The organism is Enterovirga rhinocerotis, assembly GCF_004363955.1.
Taxonomy (GTDB): Bacteria; Pseudomonadota; Alphaproteobacteria; order Rhizobiales; family Beijerinckiaceae; genus Enterovirga; species Enterovirga rhinocerotis.
The window spans coordinates 531,326-551,072 of the sequence record NZ_SNZR01000013.1; the positions used below are offsets into that span (position 1 = coordinate 531,326).

The window sequence follows — 19,747 nt, forward strand, 5'->3', positions numbered from 1 at the left end:
GTCGACTGACCGCGCCAGTTTTGGCCGCTCCGGGCGCCTGATCGATCCGATCCGGCTCACCCCGCCGGCCTGATGGGCCGGTCGTTCGGAGGTGAGCCATGTACACCGAGATTCGCTCTCTCGTGCAGCACCGGCTGCATGCCGGCGTAACCCTGCTTTCGCAGCGTGATCGCCTCGACGTCTCCTGCAACGACGCCGTCGACGGGACGGGGCTTCGTGCCCCGCGCGTGGCGTGATGGCGGGCCGGACCGGAATGTCGGGAAATTCGACCGCAGCCGTCCTGTGGCTGATGATCCTGTTGGTCTTCCTGCCGATCACGCTCGCCCATGTCCTCGCCCGGCAGGTGGTCGAGCCTCCCCAGCAGAGCGGCGCCGCGCAGCACCACGAGACGCCGCGCGCGGGGTAGGGCTCGACGCCCGGCGCGCGTTCGACTCACCCGTTCACGGCCGTGCTCGTCCCGGCCAGCCACGGAGAGATCCGGCGCGGGATCGCGCCGGATTCCCGGAGCGCCGCATCATCGGCTATGGAGGCGTCCGCCCGGCGCGCCTCCGGGCGATCCGGAGCTTCGGGTGACGGACATCCATTTCTACCACCTTCAGCGGCAGACGCTGGAAGCCGTCCTGCCGACGCTTCTCATGAAGTCGCGCGAACGCGGCTGGCGGGCGCTGGTGAAGATCGACAGCGAGCAGCGGCTCGCCTCGCTCGACGATCATCTCTGGGCCTTCTCGGACGAGAGCTTCCTGCCGCACGGGACGGACCGCGAGCCGGAGCCGGACGAGCAGCCGATCCTCCTGACGCAGGGTGACGAGAACCGGAACGGCGCGGCCATCCTGTTCCTGGCGGAAGGCGCGGACCCGCCGTCCGATCTCGACCGCTACGAACGCGTCGTCCTGATGCTGGACGGGCGCGACGAGGACGCGGTGGCCGCCGCGCGCGAATCGTGGCGCCGCTTCCGGGGCGCCGGCCATGCCGTCACCTATTGGCAGCAGGACGAGGACGGGCGCTGGCAGAAGCGCGGCTGACGGCCACGCCTCCGCCCTCATCGGCCGCTATGCTCGTCGCATGACGTCGCTCCTTCGCCTCGCCGCCGCAGCCCTGCTCCTCCTCTGCCCGACGCTCGCACCGGCGCAGACGCCCGCCGGCGCAGGCCGTCCCCAGCCGGGACAGGAGGCGAGGGCGGAACCGCGCCAGCCGGGCCGCGCGCTCCCTGCCGACGTGACGACGACCCATGTCGTCGAATTGCCCGGCCGCACGCTCCGCGTCCGCGCCACGGCCGGCTCGCTGCCCCTGGTCGATCCGAAGGGCACGGTGCAGGCCGAGATCGCCTATGTGGCCTATCGGCTCGACGGCACGGCGGCCGCGTCGCGACCCGTGACCTTCGCCTTCAACGGCGGCCCCGGCGCCTCCTCCGCCTATCTCCACCTTCTCGTCGCCGGCCCGTGGCGTCTGCCGCTCGACGGCGCCCAGATCAGCCCGTCGGCGCCGCCCGTGACGGTGCCGAATGCCGAGACCTGGCTCGATTTCACCGATCTCGTCTTCATAGATCCGGTCGGCACCGGCTACAGCCGCGCCGCCACGCCGGAGGGCGCGCGCGATTATCATTCCGTCGAGGGCGACATCGCCTCGCTCTCGGCCGTCATCGCGCGCTGGCTGCGCGAGAACGACCGCATGACCTCGCCCAAATTCGTGCTCGGCGAGAGCTATGGCGGCTTCCGCGGCCCCCTCCTCGCCGACAAGCTCGCGGATGATTGGGGCATCGGGCTCTCGGGCCTCGTCCTCGTCTCGCCGGTCTTCGATTTCGGCTGGCTGTCCGAGCCGCGCTGGAAGCCGATGGAGGCCGCGACCAAGCTGCCCTCGATCGTCGCCGGGGCCCGCGAGCGCGCGCGGCCGGTCTCGCGGGCCGACCTCGCCGAGGCCGAGGCCTATGCGGCAGGCGAGTATCTCGTCGATCTCCTGCGCGGGCCGCGAGATGGCGCCGCCCAGGAGCGGATCGTCGCGCGGGTCGCCGCGCTCACCGGCCTCGATCCCGCCTTCGTGCGGCGCCAGGGCGGACGGATCGATATCCGCACCCTCCAGCGCGAACTCGGCCGCGAGACGGGGCGGGTCGCCTCCGCCTACGATACGGGGCTGTTCTCCTACGACCCCGATCCGACCGCGCCCCGCAGCCAGGCCGACGATGGCGGGCTCGACAGCATGCAGGCGCCGCTCTCCAGCGCGGCCGTCGACACCCTCTGGCAGCGGCTCGGCTGGCGCGTGCCCAATGCCCGCTACGAGCTGCTCAACGGCGCCGTGAATCGGGCCTGGCGCTTCGGCAGCGGCCGGCAGCCGCCCGAATCCTTCTCCCAGTTGCGGGCCGCCCTCGCGCGCGACGCGAAGTTCCGCGTCCTCGTCGCCCATGGCCTGACGGATCTCGTGACGCCGTATTTCGCCAGCGACCTTTTGCTGCGCCAGCTTCCCGCCCATGGCGGCGAGCCGAGGGCGGAACTCGCGGTCTATCCCGGCGGGCACATGTTCTACACGCGGGAGGCCTCTCGGCTCGCCTTCCGCGAGGCCGTCCGTTCGCTCTACGCGACGTCGCTGGAGGCACGCGGCAGCGATTGACGTCCTGCCGGGACTTGCCGTCGTCACACAGATCGGAGAGGGGAGGGTCGCGCGGCGCGCGCGCCGACCATGCGATCGTCCGGAGACCCTCTGCGATGCCCGAACCCCTGCCGAACGCCCATGTCCGGGCCGAGGTGCTGGTGCAGGCGCTGCCGCACATGCAGCGCTACGACCAGGAGATCGTCGTCATCAAGTATGGCGGCCACGCCATGGGCGACCGCGAGGCGGCCGAGAACTTCGCCGAGGACATCGTGCTGCTCGAGCAATCGGGCGTGAAGCCGATCGTCGTCCATGGCGGCGGGCCCCAGATCGGACGCATGCTCGACAAGCTCGGCATCAAGTCGACCTTCGAAGGCGGCCTGCGCGTCACCGACGAGGCGACCGTCGAGGTCGTCGAGATGGTGCTCGCGGGCTCGATCAACAAGCAGATCGTCGGCTGGATCGGGGCGGAAGGCGGCCGGGCCGTCGGCCTCACCGGCAAGGACGGCATGATGGTCCGCGCCAAGAAGGCGGCGCGCACGGTCGTCGATCCCGATTCGAAGCTGCCGCGGGAGATCGATCTCGGCCTCGTCGGCGATCCGGAGACGGTCGACCGCTCCGTGCTCGACGCCGTGCTGAAATCGGAGCTGATCCCCGTGCTCGCGCCGCTCGCGACGGGGCCGGACGGGCAGACCTACAACGTCAATGCGGACACCTTCGCCGGGGCGATCGCGGGGGCGATGGGCGCGAAGCGCCTCCTCCTCCTGACCGACGTTCCGGGCGTGCTCGACAAGGACAAGAAGCTCCTGCCCGAGCTCTCGATCGAGCAGTGCCGCGGGCTCATCGCCGACGGCACCATCACCGCCGGCATGATCCCGAAGATCGAGACCTGCATCTACGCGCTGGAGCGCGGCGTCGAGGCCGTCGTCATCCTCGACGGAAAGGTGCCCCACTCGGTGCTGCTCGAACTCTTCACCGATTTCGGCGCCGGAACGCTCATCCGGCGCTGAGGCGGTAAGGTCTCGGCCTCATCCTGAGGTGCTCGGCGAAGCCGAGCCTCGAAGGACGGGGCGGCCCGGCATCGGGTCCGGCGGCTACGAGCCTTTCGATGCGATGAACAGAGGAGCGCAGTATCTCTGGCCGCGCTCCGTCTCGGTCGCCGCGCATCCGATCGGTGAGGCGAGGCTTTCGCTACAGAACGTGTATCCGCTCGGCACCTCCGCGAACAAATATTCGCTGTGCAGATGGTCGTGATCGTGTGTCTTCGAGAGCGAAAGAGCGTCCTTTCCGACGTGGACAATGGTGCTCGTATCGCCGTGCGCGAAGATCAATGAGACGTGGTTGGGTGGAGTGCTGCCGATCGGGTGCTGGTTTCCCAAGCGGGGCAGGCGCACGCTCAACGGCGCCCGCGGCGCGCCTTCGTAAAACGTGACGATGCAGACTTTATCGTAGCGATCGGGAAAGCTCGTTCCGGCCTGCCCGATCGCGACCCATGACGCCCCGATGGCGGCTCCGACGCAGCCAAGAAGCAGCCCGCCGTGTCGCAGTGCCCCACTGTCCCACCGAAAAGCCCACATGGCGCACCGATCGTGGATGCCTCGAAGGGCCGACTCCGGAAGCCATATCACGTGACGCCGGACACGGCCCGCGGTTCCGCGAGCCGGACCGGTGGAGCCGCTCAGTCCTCCGCGATGCGTCGGAGCGTGGCGACGATCGCATCCTCGGCCTCGATCACGCCTTCGCCCCGGCGCCGGTCCCGCTCGGCGCGGGATCGGTCGAACGGCATTCTGACCGGCCCCCCTCCGGGGACGGGCCGGGTCTCGCGGATGGTCTGCGCATAGGCTGCGACGTTGCGGCGGAAGGCATCCTCCGGGCCGAGAAGATCGGGCCGCATCGCGACGATCAGGAAGCCGAACCCTTCGAGGTCGGGCGGCAGCGGCGCCGAGCCCGCCATGATCCCGAGAAGCTGCACCACCATGCCGAGCCCGGAGCCGCGCGGGCCGCCCCAGGTCGCGAAGGCGCCCGAGAGGGCGGCGGCCGGATCGCGGGTCGGCTCGCCCGCGCCGTCATAGGCGACGCCGGGCGGCAGCTCCTTGCCGAGCCGGCCGGCGAGCGTGACTTCGGCATGGATGATCGCCGAGGTGCCGATGTCCCAGATCACCGGCTCGGCCTCGCTCGGAAATCCGAAGCAGATCGGGTTGGTGCCGAGCCGTCCCTCGGTGCCGCCATGCGGCGCGACCCAGGGCGAGGCGTTCGACGCGATCATCGTGACGAGGCCGCGTGCGGCGGCCATCTCGGCATAGACCGAGAGCATCCCGGTGTACCAGGTGTCGCTGGCACCCACGATGGCGATGCCGGCAGCCTCGGCCTTCTGGATCGCGATCTCGGTCGCGCGGTGCCCCACGACGTATCCGATCCGATCGCCGCCATCGAGCCGCGCCGAGACGGGCGTCTCTTGCAGGATCGCCATCGGCCGGCGCCGATCCTCCGTCCTGCCGAGCCTCTCGGCGATCGAGACGGCGCGGGCGAGGCCGCCGTAGCCGATCCCCCGCAATTCGCAATCGATGAGATGCTCGGCGATGATCGACGCCTCGGACGCGTCATGGCCGAGCCGCCGCATGACGCGATGCGCGAGTTCCCGCGCCTCCTCGATGGTGAGTTTCATCAGCCCCTCCCTTACGCCGGCCTCCGCGGTGGCGACGCGCGAGCGCGCCTTCGCACCGGGACCGTTCGGTTTCAGTTCTTCAGGGCTCTCGATACGGCTCTACGCCGGCTTTGTCTCCGCCTCGAAGCGATAGGGATCGAAGCATTCCGCGTCGGGATCGGGGGTGCCGTCGAGGGCGCAGCCGATGATCTCGGCGCCAAGCGCGGCGAAGGTCACGCCGTTGCCGCCGAACCCGGAGGCGAGCCAGACATTCGGAGCGTTGGCCGCGGGGCCGATCGCCGGCAGCCCGTCGGGCGAGGAGCCGAAGGTCGCCGCCCAGGCGCAGTCGAGGTCCACGGCGCGTCCCCCGAGGAGCGCCTCGAGCTTCGCTCGGATCGCGCCGGCCTTCTCGCCGATCAGGGCGTCCCGGGCATCGCCATCGGTGAGGTCCTCGTCCTCGCCCCCCGCGACGACCCGGCCATCGGCCGTCTCCCGCGCATAGAGATACGACGATGCGGCTTCCCAGATGATGGCGTGTTCGCGCCACAGCGGCGTCGAGCCCGGTGGCGTCGCGATCGCGTAGCTCGACAGGACCGAGAAGGCGGATGGCAGGTGCCAGAGCGGACGCTCGTAGCCGCTGGCCAGGATGACCGTGCCCGCCTCGATCCCGGGGGTGCCTTCGACCGCAAGCCGAACGCCGCCGGCGCTTTGCTCGAGGGCCGTCACGTCGACGGGAAAATGCAGCGTCGCGCCCCGCCCTCGCGCACGGTCCAGAAGGCCCAGCGTCAGACGCACGGGATCGACGCAATAGCTGGCTTCGGAGAGGAGCGCGGCGCGCGGGGCGATGCCGAAGCGCCGGCCGACCTCGCCGGCGGAGATGAAGCGGGAGGGAAGGCCCGCGCGGTCGCGCATGGCGGCCTCCTCCCTCAGCCCGTCCTCGTCGAGGAGCGATCCGGCGAGGTAGAGTTCCGGCCGCTCGGTCCGGCTGCGGCCCTGTCCGTCGGCATCGATCCGGCGGGCCAGGGATGCGGCGGCGCGGAAGACCCGGCGCCAGCGGCGTGCGGCCTCGTCCTCGCCGATCTCCCGCGCGAGATGCGTCAGCGGCACGTCGGCCGCCCACAGCACGAGGGCCGTGGAGGCGGCCGTGCTGCCATGCGCGGGCGGCCTCCGGTCGAAGAGCGCGACGCGGCGCCCGGAGCGCGTCAGGCGCTCGGCCAGCATCGCGCCCATGATGCCGGCTCCGACGATCGCGACGTCCAGGGGCTGGGAGGGGAGGGGGTCGGAGGAGCCCGGGTCCGGATCGGCCAGGGTCCAGCAGGGCTGTCCGCCCCGCAGATCGCGATATTCGGTGAGACGCACGTGACGACAGGCCCTGCACCGGCCCGATACGGCCGGCCAGGGCCTCAATTCGCGTCAAGCCTCCCGGTTCCCCGATCGCTGGCGGATGGCGTATCGCCGTTCGGAGGCCGCCTTCAGAGCCCCGGTGCCAGCGCCATCGGCGACATCCAGACGAGTTCGTCCCTCACGCCGCGGACCCCCGGCACGTTCTCGGCGGCGATGCGGATCGCGTTGCGCTCGCGCTCGTCCATGATCGCGCCCGTGAGGCGCACGACGCCCTCGGCGACCCCGATCTCGATCGCGCCGGTGGCGAAGGGCAGCTTCCCCATCTCCGCCTCGACCTCCTTGAGGAGATCCGCATCCGGCTTGCTCACCTGCCTGTTCGGCGCGGGCATGGAGCGCGACAGCGCGCGCAGCAGGTCCGACCGGCTCAGGATGCCGACGACGCGCTGCCCGTCCACGACCGGAAGCCGCTTCACCTTGTTCCGGGTCATGAGGTCGACCGCTTCCGACAGCGGGGCGGAGAGGGGGATGGAGACGACGCGTTCCGTCATCAATTCGGCCACGCGCCGTCCGCGCGCCTGGCTGTACTCCTCCGCGAGCTTGCCGGGGCCGGCGAGGAATTCGAGCCAGCGGGTGCGGCGCTTCTCGGTGCCGAGTTCTGCACGGCGCAGGAGGTCTCCCTCCGTCAGGATGCCGACCAGTTCGCCGGCCTCGCTCACCACCGGCAGCCCGCTCACGCGCTCGCCCAGCATCAGGGCGACTGCGCGCTCCAAGGTGTCGTCGGGCCGTACCGAGACGACACCCCAGGTCAAGACGTCCGCGACCTTCATGTTCCTGCTCCCGATCCCATGTCCGACCCTCGAACCATAACGCCTCTGCTGCCGCATGGGTTGATCGAGATCAACCTCGCGGTTCAGAGGCGGATGGCGCGGTCGCCGGCCTCCTCCGTGCCGCGATGACTGGAGAGTATGACGATCCGGTCGCGGAGATGCTCGAAGAGCCGGTCGAGGATCCGCGCGCCCTGGTCCGGATCGAGATGTTCCGTCGGCTCGTCGAGGAGCACGAGCGGCCGGGTCGACAGCCAGGCGCGGGCGAGGTTGAGCCGCTGGCGCTCGCCGAGCGACAGGGATTCCTGGGTGATCCAGCCGTCGAGGCCGCCTGCCTCATCGATGCGGGCGCCGAGTTCCATCGCCGCGAGCGCCTGCCGGATGGCATCATCGGTGGCCTTCGGCGCGAAGAGGTTGGCGCGCACGGTGTCGGCGAGGATCGCGGCATCGTGCGGACAGAACACGCTCAATTGCCGGCGGGCTCCGGGCAGGAGCACCAGGGCGCGGCTGTCGGCGATGTCGTTGCCGATCCAGCCTGCGATCTGCTTGAGGAGGCTCGTCTTGCCGCAGCCGCTCGGGCCGGTGAGCAGCGTCGGCCGGCCGGCCTCGAAGGTGGCGGCGAAAGGCCGTCCGATCGGGCGGTGGTTCGGGGTCAGGCGCTGCCAGCCGGCGAGCCGGAGCGTGGTCAGCCTCGGGCTCGCGATCTCGGGCCGCGGTTCGGCGGTGGCGTCGCCGGACCACCGCGCGATCTCCCGGGCGGCGGCGCGCCGGCGCAAGGCGGCGACCAGGATCTTTGAGGCCCCGAGCGCCGTCTCCCCCAGCGCCAGCCAGGCGAAGGCCAGGAAGGCGGGAACGAGGAGGCCGTCGAGGCGCTCCCCCGCGAACCAGGCTGCGGCCATCACCGCCATGCCGGCGAGGGGGCCGAACAGGCCGGCGACGGCATCGAGCGCGGCGAAGGAGCGCCGCATCGCGAGGAGGCGATCCTCGGCACGGGCGAGCGGTCCGAAGGCGCTCGACAGCCGCTCGCTCCAGGCGTCCTCGGCCTGGAGGGCGAGCGCCGCCGCGATGGCCGCTCCGATCCGCTGCGAACCCTCTCGCCGCGCCCGCCGGACCTCGTCCCAGGTCGATTGCCCGGCCACGGCCAGCCGGGCGGCGAGGGCCGCGATCGCGGCCGCGAGCGCCGCGATCGGCAGGATCGCGAGCGGGGCGACGAGGAGCGTGGCGACGAGGCAGGCGAGGGCGCCCGCTCCGACGGTGAGGAGCGGCAGATCGACCCGGAGCTTGGCGAAATCCATGTCCTCGACATCGTCGAGGTAATCGGCCAGCCGGTCCTGGTCGCCGAACTGCCAGCCCGCGCGGCGAACGGAGGGCGCGCGCGCCATGGCCGCGAAGAGATTGCCGCGGCGACGGGCCTGATCGAGCAGAGCCGCCTTGTGGCCGACCAGCCGCTCTCCGTATTTCGCCGCCGTCCGTCCGATCGCGAAGAGCCGGACGAGCGCGGCCGGGATATGGACGTTGAAGGTGAGCGCCGCCGAGGAGAGCCCGGCGATCGCCACCGCGCCGAGGAACCAGGCGGACAATCCGGCGAGCAGCACGCCGCAGGCGAGCGCCGCGAGCGCGAGCAGGATGGCGGCCGCCCAGGGGGAGTCCTTCGGAGGTCGGCCGGTCTCGGACGTCTCTTCGGTGGGCGGCGCGGACAGGGTCGTCACGAGGCGCTCTCCCGCGCGGGCTGGTCGGCCGGATCGAGGTGGATCGTCATATCGGCGAGGCGGAGCAGGGCGCCGTCATGCGTCGCGACGAGGACGAGACGGCTTCTCGCCATGTCCCGCAGCGCGTCTCGGACGAGCGCGGCGGTGGCGGGATCGAGCTTGGCCGTCGGCTCGTCCGCGATCACGGGGCGGTCCGTCAGAAGGGCGCGGGCGATGGCGATCCGGAGGCGCTGGCCGCCCGAGAGGTTCCCGCCGCCGTTCTCCACCCGCGCGCCGAGGCCTCCCGGCAGCAGCGTGTCGTCGAGCAGCCCGACCTGCCCGGCCGCGAGAAGGAGCCGCGAGGGCTCGGGCGGGGCGTCGGTGCCCCAGGCGATGGCCGCGCCGAGATCGCCGTCCGGAACGTAGCTGTCGGTCGCGGCCCAGGAGACCGTGGCGAGGCCGGGCGCCGCCTCGATGCCGGGTTCGAGACCGGCGAGACGGCGCAGGAGGGTCGACTTGCCCGAGCCGCTCGCGCCGGACACGGCGACGAGCCCGCCCGGGGGCAGCGCGATCGTTCCCGCGATTCGGTCGAGATGCGGCAGGTCAGCGGCTGGCGGAGGAGCCGGCTCGAGGAGCCTGTCGAGTGCGTCGGCCGCCGCGTCTCCCTCCGCCTTGGCGTGATACTGCTCCGCGTAGCGCCGGAAGGGCGCGAAATACTCGGGCGCGATCATCAGGATGAAGAGGCTCTGCCAGAGCGCGAGATCCGAGAAGCCGGGGATCGAGGCGAGTCCCAGATGCCCGAGGCCGAGGAAGACCGCGAGGATCGCGATCGAGAGCGAGGAGAAGAAGTCGATCACGCCCGCGTTGAGGAAGGCGACGCGCAGCACGCCCATCGTCTCGCCGGCATAGGCGTCGAGACGGATCCTCAGCTTCGCCTCCTCGGCGCCGAGGGCATGATGGGCGAGGATGGTCGGCAGCGTCCGGATGCGGTCGGCGAATTGCCCGGCGAGGCGTCCGAGCGCCTTCTCCTGCGCTTTCGCGCGGCGCCGGATCGCGTCGCCGATGAAGGCGAAGAAGATGATCATCACCGGCGTCAGGCCGAGCACGAGCAGGGCGGCCTGCCACGAGACGCCGAGGATCGCGGCGGCGGCGGCGAGTGGGCCGAGCGCGAGCATGAGCCGGGCGACGCGATGGCCGACGACGAGCGCGGCGATCGATTCGGGATGCCGCTGGAGTCCGACGAGCAATTCGCCGACCGGAACGGCCTGAACCGAGCGCGCGGGCAGAGCCCGGAGCCGCGCCAGCGCCTCCTCCCGCAGACCATTCGCCACCCCGGCTTCCGTCTCGGCCTGGATGCGGTCGGCGACCCAGCCGGCAAGCGCGGCGAGGACCAGGAGGAGCGGCGGGGCCGGGACCATCCAGGCCGCGATCTCGGAGCCCATGATCAGGCGGCCGGCAAGCACGGCCGCCGTGCCCGAGAAGCCGAGCCGGAGCAGCGAGCGGGCCATCTGCCAGGCCAATGCGCGCTTCGTTCCACGCGCGCCGAGCGCGCGGGCTGCAGCGAGTGCCCCCGGAGCCCTGCCATCGGCAGACGGGGGCGGCCTCGATGACGATGGGCCGGAGAGGTTGGTCATGCCGTGCCTCTCTCATGGCGGCAGGAATGCCGGGTTGATCCAGATCAAGTTGGCGGCGGCGGAGGAGGACTAGGTGGACGAGGAGCCCCAACGCCATGCCGGCGGGCGGGGCGATTGCGGCGCCTCCCGCGAGGAAGGCCGCGCCAGGATGATCCTTGATGGTCGATCTGCTTCTCGTCGATCTGTCGCGACTGCAATTCGCGCTGACCGCGTTGTACCACTTCCTTTTCGTGCCTCTGACCCTGGGGCTGTCCATCCTCATCGCCATGATGGAGACGGTCTATGTCATGACGCGCCGGCCGATCTGGCGCGACATGACGAAATTCTGGGGCGTTCTGTTCGGGATCAACTTCGCGCTCGGCGTTGCGACCGGCATCACGATGGAATTCCAGTTCGGAATGAACTGGGCGTTCTACTCGCATTACGTCGGCGACGTCTTCGGGGCGCCGCTCGCCATCGAAGGCCTGATGGCCTTCTTCCTGGAGGCGACCTTCGTCGGCCTGTTCTTCTTCGGCTGGGACAGGCTCTCGGCGCGAGCCCACCTTGTGGTGACGTGGCTCATGGCGCTCGGCACGAACTTCTCGGCGCTCTGGATCCTCGTCGCGAACGGCTGGATGCAGAACCCCGTCGGATCGGCCTTCAACGTCGACACGATGCGGATGGAGGTCACGGACTTCCTGGCGGTGATCATGAATCCGGTCGCCCAGGCGAAGTTCGTGCACACCGTCTCGGCCGGCTATGTCTGCGCGGCGGCCTTCGTGCTCGGCGTCTCGAGCTGGTACATGCTGAAGGGCCGTCACGTCGCGCTCGCCAAGCGCTCCTTCGTCATCGCCTCGGCCTTCGGCCTCGCCTCGACCCTGTCGGTCATCGTGCTCGGCGACGAGAGCGGCTACGCCCTCACCGACAACCAGAAGATGAAGCTCGCCGCCATCGAGGCGATGTGGAAGACGGAGCCGCCGCCGGCCGACTTCACGGCCTTCGGCATCCCCGATCTGAAGGAGCGCGTGACCCGGTATGCGGTCCATATCCCCTGGGCGATGGGCCTCATCGGGACGCGCTCGCTCGACAAGCCGATCGAGGGCATCGAGGAACTCGTCGCCAAGGCGGAGGTCCGCATCCGCAACGGCATCCTCGCCTATGACGCGCTCGAGCGGATCAAGGCCGACCGCACCGACCAGGCTGCCCGCGAGGCCTTCGCCCGCAGCTCGGCCGATCTCGGCTACGCGCTCCTGCTGAAGCGCTTCGTGGCGGATCCCCGGGAGGCGAGCGAGGCGCAGATCAAGGAGGCGTCCTGGACGACCGTCCCGCACGTGCCCTCGCTGTTCTTCACCTTCCGCATCATGGTCCTGTGCGCCTTCGTGCTGCTCGCCGTCTTCGCCGTCGCCTTCTGGCACACGATGCGCGAGGAGGAGGCGCCGCGCTGGCTGTTCCGCATGGCCATCATCGCCATGCCGCTGCCCTGGATCGCGATCGAGTTCGGCTGGTTCGTCGCCGAGGTCGGGCGCCAGCCCTGGATCATCGACGGCGTGTTGCCGACCTTCCTCGCGACCTCGGAACTCGGTGTCTACAACCTCTTCCTGACGATCGCCGGCTTCACGCTGCTCTACGGCGTGCTCGCGGTGATCGAGGTGAAGCTGATGCTCGCCGCGATCCGCAAGGGCCCGGACATCTCGCGGGAGGTCGAGGCCATGTTCGCGACGACGCGGGCACCCGCCCGTCCCCTCGCCGTCCAGCCCGCCGAATGACGCCCCAACGCAAGGATCGAGGACGATGATCGACTTTCTCTTCGACTACGCCACGCTGCGCGTCGTCTGGTGGCTCCTGCTCGGCCTGCTGCTGGTCGGCTTCGCCGTCACCGACGGGTTCGACATGGGCGTCGGGGCGCTCCTGCCCTTCGTCGCCAGGACCGATATCGAGCGGCGCGTCGCCATCAACACGATCGGCCCTGTCTGGGAAGGCAACCAGGTCTGGTTCATTCTCGGGGGAGGGGCGATCTTCGCCGCCTGGCCGGCGCTCTACGCGCTCAGCTTCTCGGGCTTCTATCTCGCGATGTTCCTGGTCCTGGCGGCGCTCATCCTGCGGCCGGTCGGCTTCAAGTACCGCTCGAAGAAGGAGGACCCGGTCTGGCGCGCGCGCTGGGACTGGGCCCTGTTCATCGGCGGCGCGGTGCCGGCCCTGATCTTCGGGGTGGCGGTCGGCAACACCCTGCGCGGGGTGCCCTTCCTCTTCACCGGCGATCTGCGGCCGATCTACGAGGGCAATCTCTTCGGCCTGCTGAACCTAGTGGCGCTGTATTGCGGGCTCGTCTCGCTCGCCATGCTGGTCATGCACGGCGCCGCCTGGCTCGCCATGAAGGCGGACGGCGTGGTCGTCGATCGCTCCCGGGCCATCGGGACGAAGGCCGCGCTCGCGACGGCGGCGCTGTTCGCCGGCGGCGGGGCTCTCGTCTGGCTCGGCGTCCTCGGCGGCTATCGCGTGACCTCGCCGATCGACTGGGTCGGGCCGTCCAACCCGCTCGGCAAGACGGTCGTCGCCGATGCCGGCGCCTGGCTCGCGAATTTCCGGGCCTATCCGCTGCTCTGGCTCGTGCCGGCGCTCGGGATCGCGGCTCCGCTCGCCGCGGCGCTCGGCTTCCTGGCGAACCGGCCCGGCTGGACCTTCGTCGCCTCGAAGCTCGGCGTCGCCATGATCGTCACGACCGTCGGCGTCGCGATGTTCCCGATCCTGCTGCCGTCGAGCACCCATCCGGGCCATTCGCTCGCGGTCTTCGACGCCTCCTCGAGCCGGGCGACCCTGCGCAACATGCTGGTCGCGACGGCGATCTTCATGCCGCTCATCCTCGCCTACACCGCCTGGGTCTACCGGGTGCTCTGGGGGCGGGTCAGCGAGGACAGCGTCAAGGAAGCCGGAAGCTCGGCCTACTGAAACGAACGGAAAGGACGAACCGCCATGTGGTACTTCTCCTGGATCCTCGGCCTCGGGCTCGCCGCGGCCGTCGGCATCCTCAACGCGCTCTGGTACGAATTGCGGACGGTCCGCGAGACGGAGGCCGACGGGACGGTCGACCTTCCGACGCCGTGAGCACCTCCGCGCGACAGGGCGCCGGGTCCGGCGGCGACGGGTCGGGGCCGGCCTGCGAGAATCCGGCCGCCTGTCCGATCGAGACGGGATGCATCGGCGGGCGCTACCTGCCCTGCATCGACGTGGTTCGGGCCCACGAGCATAAGCTCAAGGTCTGTGACGCCCTGGAGGCGATCGCCGACGATCTCCCCTCGAGGGTCGACCGGCTCCAATGCCTCGTCGTCGCGAGCTATCTCGTGCCGCTGCTGCGCGAGTGCCATCGCTTCGAGGAGGAGACGGTCTTTCCGGCCTATGCGCGCAGCCGCGGCACGGGCGCGGTGCTCGATCGCCTCAAGGGAGAGCACCTGATCGACGAAGGCGCCGCGGACGATCTCACGGACCTCCTCCTGCAGACGGGCCGCGGCCGGCCCATCGAGAACCCCGAGGCGTTCGGCTACATGCTGCGGGCCTTCTTCGAATCCGCCCGGCGGCACGTCGCCTTCGAGCGGGACCACGTCCTGCCGGCGATCATCGCCTGCCGCGGGGGGGCCGAGGCGGGATAGGGTGAAGCGGCGTCGTCCTCAGTCCCCGGCTCTGTCGGCGAGCCTGTCCAGATCGCCGATCGTGACGTGCCGGTTGTGCTCGATCCGGATCAGCCCCTCGGCCCGCAGCCGCGTCAGTTGGCGGCTGATGGTCTCGATCGTGAGGCCCAGGAAATCGGCGATGTCGGCCCGCGACAGCGGCAGGTCGAAGGCGGCCGTCCTGCGGTCCGGATCGGCCGTCGGGTCGATGTTCCGGGCGATCATCAGGAGGAAGCTCGCGACCTTCTCCGCCGCCGTCTTGCGGCCGAGCATCACCATCCAGTCGCGGGCCTGATCGAGCTCCTTCAGCGTCTGCTCCAGCAGGCGATGTTCGAGATCGGGCTGCTCGGCCATCATCCGCTCGACGGCGGCGCGGGGGAAGGAGCAGAGCTCGAGCTCGGTCGCGGCCTCCGCCGTCACCGCGCTCTCGCGCCGGAACGGACGTCCCAGGAAGTCGGGCGCGAATTGCAGGCCGACGATCTGCTGGCGGCCGTCCGACAGCGTCTTGCTGAGCTTCACGACGCCCGACAGGATGTTCGAATAGCGCTCGATGCTCTCCGCGTCCCCGACCAGTTCGCGGCTCGGCTCCGCCTTGTGCTTGACGGAGGAGCGGGCGAGCGTGGCCAGCTGGTCCGGCGTCAGCGAGCCGCAGATGCCGCGGTGCCGCGCCTCGCATGAGACGCACAGGACCGGAATGCCGGCGGAGTGGATGTCCTTGCGCACGACCTCTCGCAGGAGGCGTCCCGATCTCGTGCGAGCCTCTCCGCCAAAGAGCGCCTCTCGCTTCGGCCGGCCACGGTATCGCGAAGACCTAGCACCCCGATGGGCCGGCGCCAAACAGGCCGGGCTGGAAAGGCCGCCGCGCGGGCCGGGCGTATCGCCGCGCGGTCAGAGCGCGCCGGTCCTGAACCACACGCAATTGGTCCATGCATTCGCCGGATCCATCGCGCCGCGGCTCCGGGCCTGCATGTTCTGGCGCCCGTCCTCGCCGAGATCGACGGTGATCTTGGCGCCGCCGTCGATCTGCTCCGAATAGTAGCAGTACTGGCGGCCCGGGGCCTTCTGCTCGCTGGATTCGAAGTTCCAGCCGGTCACGACATGCCCGCCGGCATGCGGCACCGTCTTGAAGACCGTGAAGGCGGTGTTCACCGCTCCCTGGGAGGCGGGCTGCTGGCCCTGGCCGAGCTGGCCCTCGGTCGGCCGGGGAACCTCCGCCGGCGGGGAGGCCGCGAGGCGAGATTCGGGATCGAGCTTGACCGTCCCCTCCGTCTTGAGGGTCACGGTGCCGAGGGCGGCGGCGACGGCGCGGGCGACCTTCTCGCTATCCACCGCCTCCGTCCCGCCGCGGCTATAGGTCCAGCCGACGAGGGCCGCGCCCACACCGATGCCGATCATGGCGCAGACGAGCGCCCAGCCGGCGAGCCGCCAGAAGGCGGCCTTGGCGTTGAGGATGCGCGCATCGGCCTTGATGCGCGCATTGACCGCGCCGGCCAGGACGCGGTTCTCGGGCGTGTTGGGGATCTCCATCGCCTATCGTCCCGCTTCGATGATCCGAAGCGGCGCTGCCGCTGAGGCGGGCGCGGCCGCGGGCACCTGATTCGGCGGCGCGGCGGGCTTCGCCCGCTCGATGGCGGCGGCGGCCGTCCGCTCGGCCTCCTCCCGCGCCTCGCGCACGATCTGGGCCGCGAAGGGCTCGAGGATGAAGGCTCCGGCGCGCTCGTCGAGGACGATGTCGTCCTCCTCGCGCACCCGCTCGACGGCCGTCAGGGCGAGCAGCGTCGCCGCGAGCGAGGCGCCGATCGCCGGGAGGAAGACGAAGAAGAACAGGAAGGAGTGGATCTCCTTGTCCGTCACCTCTCCCGGGTCCTTGAAGAAGACCATGCCGGTGAAGCTGTGGAGCTGCGAGCGCATCACCGCATCGCGATAGGCGACCTCGGCCTCGCGAGCCGCCCTGTCGATGGCGGAGCGGTCGAGCGCCGCCCGCTCGGTGCGGGCGGCATCGAGCTGCTTGGAGGCGTCCTGGCGGTCGCGCTGGGCGGAGGCGAGGCTCTCCGTCATCGCATCCGTGCGCGGATCGGTGGTGCAGCGCGTGCCGGTGACCCGGCGGCCGTCACGGGTCGTGCTCGTCGTGCGGAAGCAGCGCTGCGGCGGCAGGGCGCCGAGTTCGGAATTGCCGGCCTTCACCCGCGCCTCGGCCTCGGACAGCTGGCCCGCCCGCTGCTGCACGACGGCATCGGCATCGGTGATCCGGCGGTCCAGCGTGGCCTGGGCGGCCTTGGCCTCGCCGAGCGCGGCCTGGGTCCGGACAGCCTCGGTCAGGCGCGGCCGGAACATGATCTCGCCGAGCTGGGAGATCGACTTGATGGTGACGGCGGCGGCCCCGATCACACCGATCGCGGCGACGACGCGCAGGATCCGCGAAGGCTGGGTGCGGATCGAGACCGCGAGGGGAACGCGGCTGAACTCGATCACCCCATAGGCGATCGGCGCCAGCATCATCATCCAGAAGGCCACCGGATCGGCGCCCGCATACATCGACGCGAACAGCCAGGCGCCGGCGAGCGAGGTCGCGACGATGATCCCCTCGATGGCGAAGGCGAGGACGAGGCGCTTGGTGGAGATCGAATAGCCGCGCTTCAGGTCGCGGGCGCGTCTCTCGGCCGCGCGTGCGGTGCGCGGATCGGGGATGGAGAAGGTGACGGCGTCCGCCATGCGGCCTCATGAATGGGATCAGGCGCCGCTCTCCCCCCGGTCCGGCACGTCCTTGAGACCTAGAAGCTGCAAACCGCGACCACAATGCGGCGGCGCACAGCCGTCGCTCTGCGGCCTACCGCCGCCGGAGCCAGAGGCTCGTCTCGCGCGCGCCGGCGGGAAAGGGCAGGCGTCCGAGGAGGCCCGTTCCCATCCGCTCGCTCCGGCGCGTCGCCACCCAATGGCTCGCGAAGACGAGATCGTAGCCGCCCGAGCCGAGCAGCGCGGCGACCGGGATCGACTCGTTATAGCCGCGCCAGACCCAGTCCTGCGGATAGGGATCGGGCAGGAGGATGTCGTGCCAATGGAGGAGGGCGCCCGGCGCGAGGCGCGGCAGGACGTCGCCGACGATGCGGTCGACATCGGTGCCCGGCATGGCGATGTGGCTCGAATCCACGAACAGGACGTCGCCGGCCCCGAACCCCTCCGCGAGGAGCGGGTCGGCCTCGGCGAGGAGGCGCCGCTCGTGGCGCACCCCGAGACCGGACAGATCGGCCCGCGGGGCCGGGTCGATCGCGATGATCTCGGTCGCGAGGCCGCCGTCCCGGACGGCGCTGGCGAGAAAGCGGGTCGAATGGCCCGAGCCGATCTCGACGATGCGGCGCGGCTGCTCGCGCCGGACGATGGCATAGGCGGCGGCCGCATCGAGCCGGGGGAACCAGTCCTGGTCGAAGCGCGCCGGCCCGGCGCCTTCGCGGATGGCGTCGAGATCGCCCGCATGGGTCTCGATCGCCGCGAGCACCGCCTCGAAGGCGGGCGAGGCGGCCTCGAAGAGAGCGTCCAGAGCGGGGTAGCCGGCCGGCTGGGCCGAGGCCGCGTGCCGATAGGGGATGAAAAAGCCGAGCGGGGTCCCGCCCAGCAGCGTCGACAGACCGAAGGCGAGCCGGCGGAACGGGCGGGCCACGGAACGGCGGGTCTTCAGCCCTGGCTCGGCGGCACCGGCGGCTTCGCATGAGCCGGCGGCACGCCCGCCGGGATCGAATCCGGCACGCGGTCTCGCCAGGCCTGGGCGAGCCGCGCCCGCTCGAACAGCAGCACGACGACCAGCGAGGCGGCGAAGGGCAGCAGAAGATAGAACAGCCGGAAGACGAGGAGGGCCGCGATCACGTCGGCCTTCGGCACGTCCGGCATCATGGCGACGAAGATCAGCTCGAGCACCCCGAGCCCGCCCGGCGCATGGCTCAGGAGCGCGGCCGAGAAGGAGGCGAGGAAGGCGCCGAGCACGATCATGAAGCCCGGATTGGAGGCTTCCGGCAGCGCGAAATAGATGATGCCGGCGGCACCGATCAGTTCGAGCGGCGCGGCGACGAGCTGGCGGCCCATCACGTTGGGGCGCGGATAGGCGAGATGGAAGTTGCGGATCGTCAGCGGCTTGAAGCGCAGCAGCGAGCCGATGACGTAGAGGGCGACGAAGCCGAGGCAGCAGAAGGCGAAGACGCGCGCGGTCGTCGGATTGGCGAGGGCTGCCGGCACGCGGTCCGCGACCCTCATCAGGAGGTCCGGCTCGTAGGCGAAGACGATGCCCGCGAGCAGGATCGTGCCGAGGCCGAAGGTGAAGGAGCACAGGGCGACCAGCACCGCGACCTGGGCGGCCGAAAGGCCCTGCGAGGTATAGGCGCGGTAGCGGACGAGCGCCCCCGAGAAAACCGACGCGCCGATGTTGTGCGACAGGGCGTAGGTCGTGAAGGACGTGATCGAGACGAAAAGCCACGAAATGTGCTTCACGCCCAGATGGATCAGCGCGATCCGATCATACCAGGCGAGGGCCGCATAGGCGACGAAGGTCGCACCGAGCGCCAGGGCGTAGCGGTGCGGCGGGATGCTCGACAGACTCGCCCAGACGTCGGCGAGCGACAGCCCCTGGAGCTCCTTGTACAGCAGCCAGCCCGAGATGACGACCGCACCCAGGCCGATGATCGGCCAGATGAAATCCTTGACGTTCTTCATCCGTCCTCCAGGCCGGGCATCTCGGCCCGCGCGGGCCTTCTGCCCGAGCGTCGTGCGATGGACAAGGGAGGTTAGGTCGCAAGGGCCGCGTATGACGTCGATCGACGCCAGCAGGCCGCCGCGCCGCTTACTGGCAGTCCCGCTTGGCCTGTTCCAGCGCCTGGGTGAAGCCCTGGAGCGAATAGCGGTCGCTGGTCTTGTTGCCGCGAGCCGAGACAGCCTGCAGCGTCATCGTGCCGCCCTTCTGCATCGCGTTGATCGCCGCCGCCTCGTCGGTCGGCGAGCGGATCCAGGCGTTCTGGCCCATCGTGATGATGCCGAAGCTCGCATTCCCGACGACGAGGCTGCCGGCGCCCTTTTCCTTCGTCCTGAAATTGAGGATGGCGGCGAACTCGTTCTGCACCTTCTCGGCGGGACGGAACGACACGAACAGATAGGCCTTCGTGTCCCTGATATTGGCTGGGCTCCGGCTTTTCGGCTCGGACAGCGCGTAGCAGAGCCGCGAGCGGCCGTTCTGCGCGACATAGGCGCCCCAGTCGCCGAAGGTGGCGACCTGCTTGGCGCCGCCGGGCATTCCGGAGGCGGCGGCGTCCTTCGCCCCCCGCTTCGTTTGAGCCTCGGCTGCACCGAGGAGCGGCAGCGAAAGGAGCACGAGAGCTCCGGCGAGCAGACGCGTCGTGGCGAGAAGACGGGC

21 protein-coding genes are annotated in these 19,747 nt (G+C 70.5%); 9 read left to right on the forward strand and 12 right to left on the reverse strand.

Features of this window, described 5'->3' with window-relative positions; genetic code table 11:
- Positions 1-98 precede the first annotated feature (98 nt).
- The 5 genes from EV668_RS24820 (at position 99) to argB (ending at position 3,590) form a co-directional block, all read left to right on the forward strand.
- A complete protein-coding gene (locus EV668_RS24820) occupies positions 99-236 on the forward strand; it encodes a hypothetical protein (RefSeq protein ID WP_166652468.1) in 138 nt (45 codons plus the stop codon).
- A 17-nt stretch (positions 237-253) separates the two neighbouring features.
- Positions 254-406: a hypothetical protein gene (locus tag EV668_RS24825; protein ID WP_166652469.1), complete on the forward strand. Its 153-nt coding sequence runs from the start codon at positions 254-256 to the stop codon at positions 404-406.
- 163 nt (positions 407-569) lie between these two features.
- The gene (locus EV668_RS14160) at positions 570-1,022 is read left to right on the forward strand and encodes a DNA polymerase III subunit chi (RefSeq protein WP_133771087.1); all 453 of its coding nucleotides are present in this window, start codon (positions 570-572) and stop codon (positions 1,020-1,022) included.
- Between the two features lie 40 nt (positions 1,023-1,062).
- Positions 1,063-2,601, forward strand: a complete 1,539-nt coding sequence (locus tag EV668_RS14165) for a S10 family peptidase (protein ID WP_133771089.1) — start codon at positions 1,063-1,065, stop codon at positions 2,599-2,601.
- Positions 2,602-2,696: 95 nt separating this feature from the next.
- Positions 2,697-3,590 (forward strand): acetylglutamate kinase, encoded by an 894-nt coding sequence (argB, locus tag EV668_RS14170; protein ID WP_133771091.1) that lies wholly within the window; start codon positions 2,697-2,699, stop codon positions 3,588-3,590.
- 84 nt (positions 3,591-3,674) lie between these two features.
- Here the strand turns inward: argB and EV668_RS14175 are convergent, their stop codons facing one another.
- The 6 genes from EV668_RS14175 to EV668_RS14200 all read right to left on the reverse strand — a co-directional run bounded on the left by EV668_RS14175 (position 3,675) and on the right by EV668_RS14200 (position 10,600).
- Positions 3,675-4,157, reverse strand: a complete 483-nt coding sequence (locus EV668_RS14175; RefSeq protein ID WP_133771093.1) for a hypothetical protein — start codon at positions 4,155-4,157, stop codon at positions 3,675-3,677.
- 101 nt (positions 4,158-4,258) lie between these two features.
- Positions 4,259-5,245, reverse strand: a complete 987-nt coding sequence (locus tag EV668_RS14180; RefSeq protein ID WP_133771095.1) for an Ldh family oxidoreductase — start codon at positions 5,243-5,245, stop codon at positions 4,259-4,261.
- Positions 5,246-5,344: 99 nt separating this feature from the next.
- Positions 5,345-6,583 (reverse strand): NAD(P)/FAD-dependent oxidoreductase, encoded by a 1,239-nt coding sequence (locus EV668_RS14185; RefSeq protein ID WP_133771097.1) that lies wholly within the window; start codon positions 6,581-6,583, stop codon positions 5,345-5,347.
- 113 nt (positions 6,584-6,696) lie between these two features.
- Entirely contained in the window at positions 6,697-7,395 is a 699-nt protein-coding gene (locus tag EV668_RS14190) for a CBS domain-containing protein (protein WP_133771099.1), read from the reverse strand.
- Positions 7,396-7,478: 83 nt separating this feature from the next.
- Complete coding sequence (locus tag EV668_RS14195) at positions 7,479-9,101, reverse strand: ATP-binding cassette domain-containing protein (RefSeq protein ID WP_133771101.1); 1,623 nt, start codon at positions 9,099-9,101, stop codon at positions 7,479-7,481.
- On the reverse strand, positions 9,098-10,600 hold the full coding sequence (locus EV668_RS14200; protein ID WP_342636834.1) for an ABC transporter transmembrane domain-containing protein: 1,503 nt from the start codon (positions 10,598-10,600) through the stop codon (positions 9,098-9,100). Before EV668_RS14200 ends, EV668_RS14195 begins: the two co-directional genes overlap by 4 nt.
- 272 nt (positions 10,601-10,872) lie before the next feature.
- On the opposite strand from EV668_RS14200, the gene EV668_RS14205 reads away from it, so the two are divergent.
- Genes EV668_RS14205 through EV668_RS14220 form a run of 4 tightly spaced genes read left to right on the forward strand, consistent with a single transcriptional unit; the run spans position 10,873 to position 14,337 of the window.
- A complete protein-coding gene (locus EV668_RS14205) occupies positions 10,873-12,459 on the forward strand; it encodes a cytochrome ubiquinol oxidase subunit I (protein WP_133771105.1) in 1,587 nt (528 codons plus the stop codon).
- Positions 12,460-12,484: 25 nt separating this feature from the next.
- On the forward strand, positions 12,485-13,639 hold the full coding sequence (gene cydB / locus EV668_RS14210; protein ID WP_133771107.1) for a cytochrome d ubiquinol oxidase subunit II: 1,155 nt from the start codon (positions 12,485-12,487) through the stop codon (positions 13,637-13,639).
- A gap of 24 nt (positions 13,640-13,663) precedes the next feature.
- The gene (gene cydX / locus EV668_RS14215) at positions 13,664-13,795 is read left to right on the forward strand and encodes a cytochrome bd-I oxidase subunit CydX (protein WP_133771109.1); all 132 of its coding nucleotides are present in this window, start codon (positions 13,664-13,666) and stop codon (positions 13,793-13,795) included.
- The gene (locus EV668_RS14220) at positions 13,792-14,337 is read left to right on the forward strand and encodes a hemerythrin domain-containing protein (RefSeq protein WP_342636835.1); all 546 of its coding nucleotides are present in this window, start codon (positions 13,792-13,794) and stop codon (positions 14,335-14,337) included. The genes cydX and EV668_RS14220 overlap by 4 nt, the downstream gene beginning before the upstream one ends.
- Positions 14,338-14,355: 18 nt before the next feature.
- Here the strand turns inward: EV668_RS14220 and EV668_RS14225 are convergent, their stop codons facing one another.
- The 6 genes from EV668_RS14225 to EV668_RS14250 all read right to left on the reverse strand — a co-directional run bounded on the left by EV668_RS14225 (position 14,356) and on the right by EV668_RS14250 (position 19,705).
- Positions 14,356-15,078 carry a Crp/Fnr family transcriptional regulator gene (locus tag EV668_RS14225; protein WP_166652470.1) on the reverse strand — a complete coding sequence of 241 codons (723 nt, stop codon included), beginning with the start codon at positions 15,076-15,078 and terminating at the stop codon, positions 14,356-14,358.
- A gap of 165 nt (positions 15,079-15,243) precedes the next feature.
- Entirely contained in the window at positions 15,244-15,882 is a 639-nt protein-coding gene (locus EV668_RS14230) for a hypothetical protein (protein ID WP_133771112.1), read from the reverse strand.
- A gap of 3 nt (positions 15,883-15,885) precedes the next feature.
- Positions 15,886-17,067, reverse strand: coding sequence for an ATPase (locus tag EV668_RS14235; protein ID WP_133771114.1), 1,182 nt, complete (start codon positions 17,065-17,067; stop codon positions 15,886-15,888).
- A gap of 115 nt (positions 17,068-17,182) precedes the next feature.
- On the reverse strand, positions 17,183-18,010 hold the full coding sequence (locus EV668_RS14240) for a class I SAM-dependent methyltransferase (protein WP_133771116.1): 828 nt from the start codon (positions 18,008-18,010) through the stop codon (positions 17,183-17,185).
- 14 nt (positions 18,011-18,024) lie between these two features.
- Positions 18,025-19,053, reverse strand: coding sequence for a lysylphosphatidylglycerol synthase domain-containing protein (locus tag EV668_RS14245; RefSeq protein ID WP_133771118.1), 1,029 nt, complete (start codon positions 19,051-19,053; stop codon positions 18,025-18,027).
- Between the two features lie 127 nt (positions 19,054-19,180).
- Complete coding sequence (locus tag EV668_RS14250) at positions 19,181-19,705, reverse strand: invasion associated locus B family protein (protein ID WP_133771119.1); 525 nt, start codon at positions 19,703-19,705, stop codon at positions 19,181-19,183.
- Positions 19,706-19,747: the final 42 nt, after the last annotated feature.

Coding starts and splice junctions, on each gene's coding strand:
- EV668_RS24820 (WP_166652468.1), top strand. CDS start 99: ATGTACACCGAGATTCGCTCTCTCGTGCAGCACCGGCTGCATGCCGGC.
- EV668_RS24825 (WP_166652469.1), top strand. CDS start 254: ATGTCGGGAAATTCGACCGCAGCCGTCCTGTGGCTGATGATCCTGTTG.
- EV668_RS14165 (WP_133771089.1), top strand. CDS start 1,063: ATGACGTCGCTCCTTCGCCTCGCCGCCGCAGCCCTGCTCCTCCTCTGC.
- argB (WP_133771091.1), top strand. CDS start 2,697: ATGCCCGAACCCCTGCCGAACGCCCATGTCCGGGCCGAGGTGCTGGTG.
- EV668_RS14175 (WP_133771093.1), bottom strand. CDS start 4,157: ATGTGGGCTTTTCGGTGGGACAGTGGGGCACTGCGACACGGCGGGCTG.
- EV668_RS14180 (WP_133771095.1), bottom strand. CDS start 5,245: ATGAAACTCACCATCGAGGAGGCGCGGGAACTCGCGCATCGCGTCATG.
- EV668_RS14190 (WP_133771099.1), bottom strand. CDS start 7,395: ATGAAGGTCGCGGACGTCTTGACCTGGGGTGTCGTCTCGGTACGGCCC.
- EV668_RS14205 (WP_133771105.1), top strand. CDS start 10,873: ATGGTCGATCTGCTTCTCGTCGATCTGTCGCGACTGCAATTCGCGCTG.
- cydB (WP_133771107.1), top strand. CDS start 12,485: ATGATCGACTTTCTCTTCGACTACGCCACGCTGCGCGTCGTCTGGTGG.
- cydX (WP_133771109.1), top strand. CDS start 13,664: ATGTGGTACTTCTCCTGGATCCTCGGCCTCGGGCTCGCCGCGGCCGTC.
- EV668_RS14230 (WP_133771112.1), bottom strand. CDS start 15,882: ATGGAGATCCCCAACACGCCCGAGAACCGCGTCCTGGCCGGCGCGGTC.
- EV668_RS14235 (WP_133771114.1), bottom strand. CDS start 17,067: ATGGCGGACGCCGTCACCTTCTCCATCCCCGATCCGCGCACCGCACGC.
- EV668_RS14245 (WP_133771118.1), bottom strand. CDS start 19,053: ATGAAGAACGTCAAGGATTTCATCTGGCCGATCATCGGCCTGGGTGCG.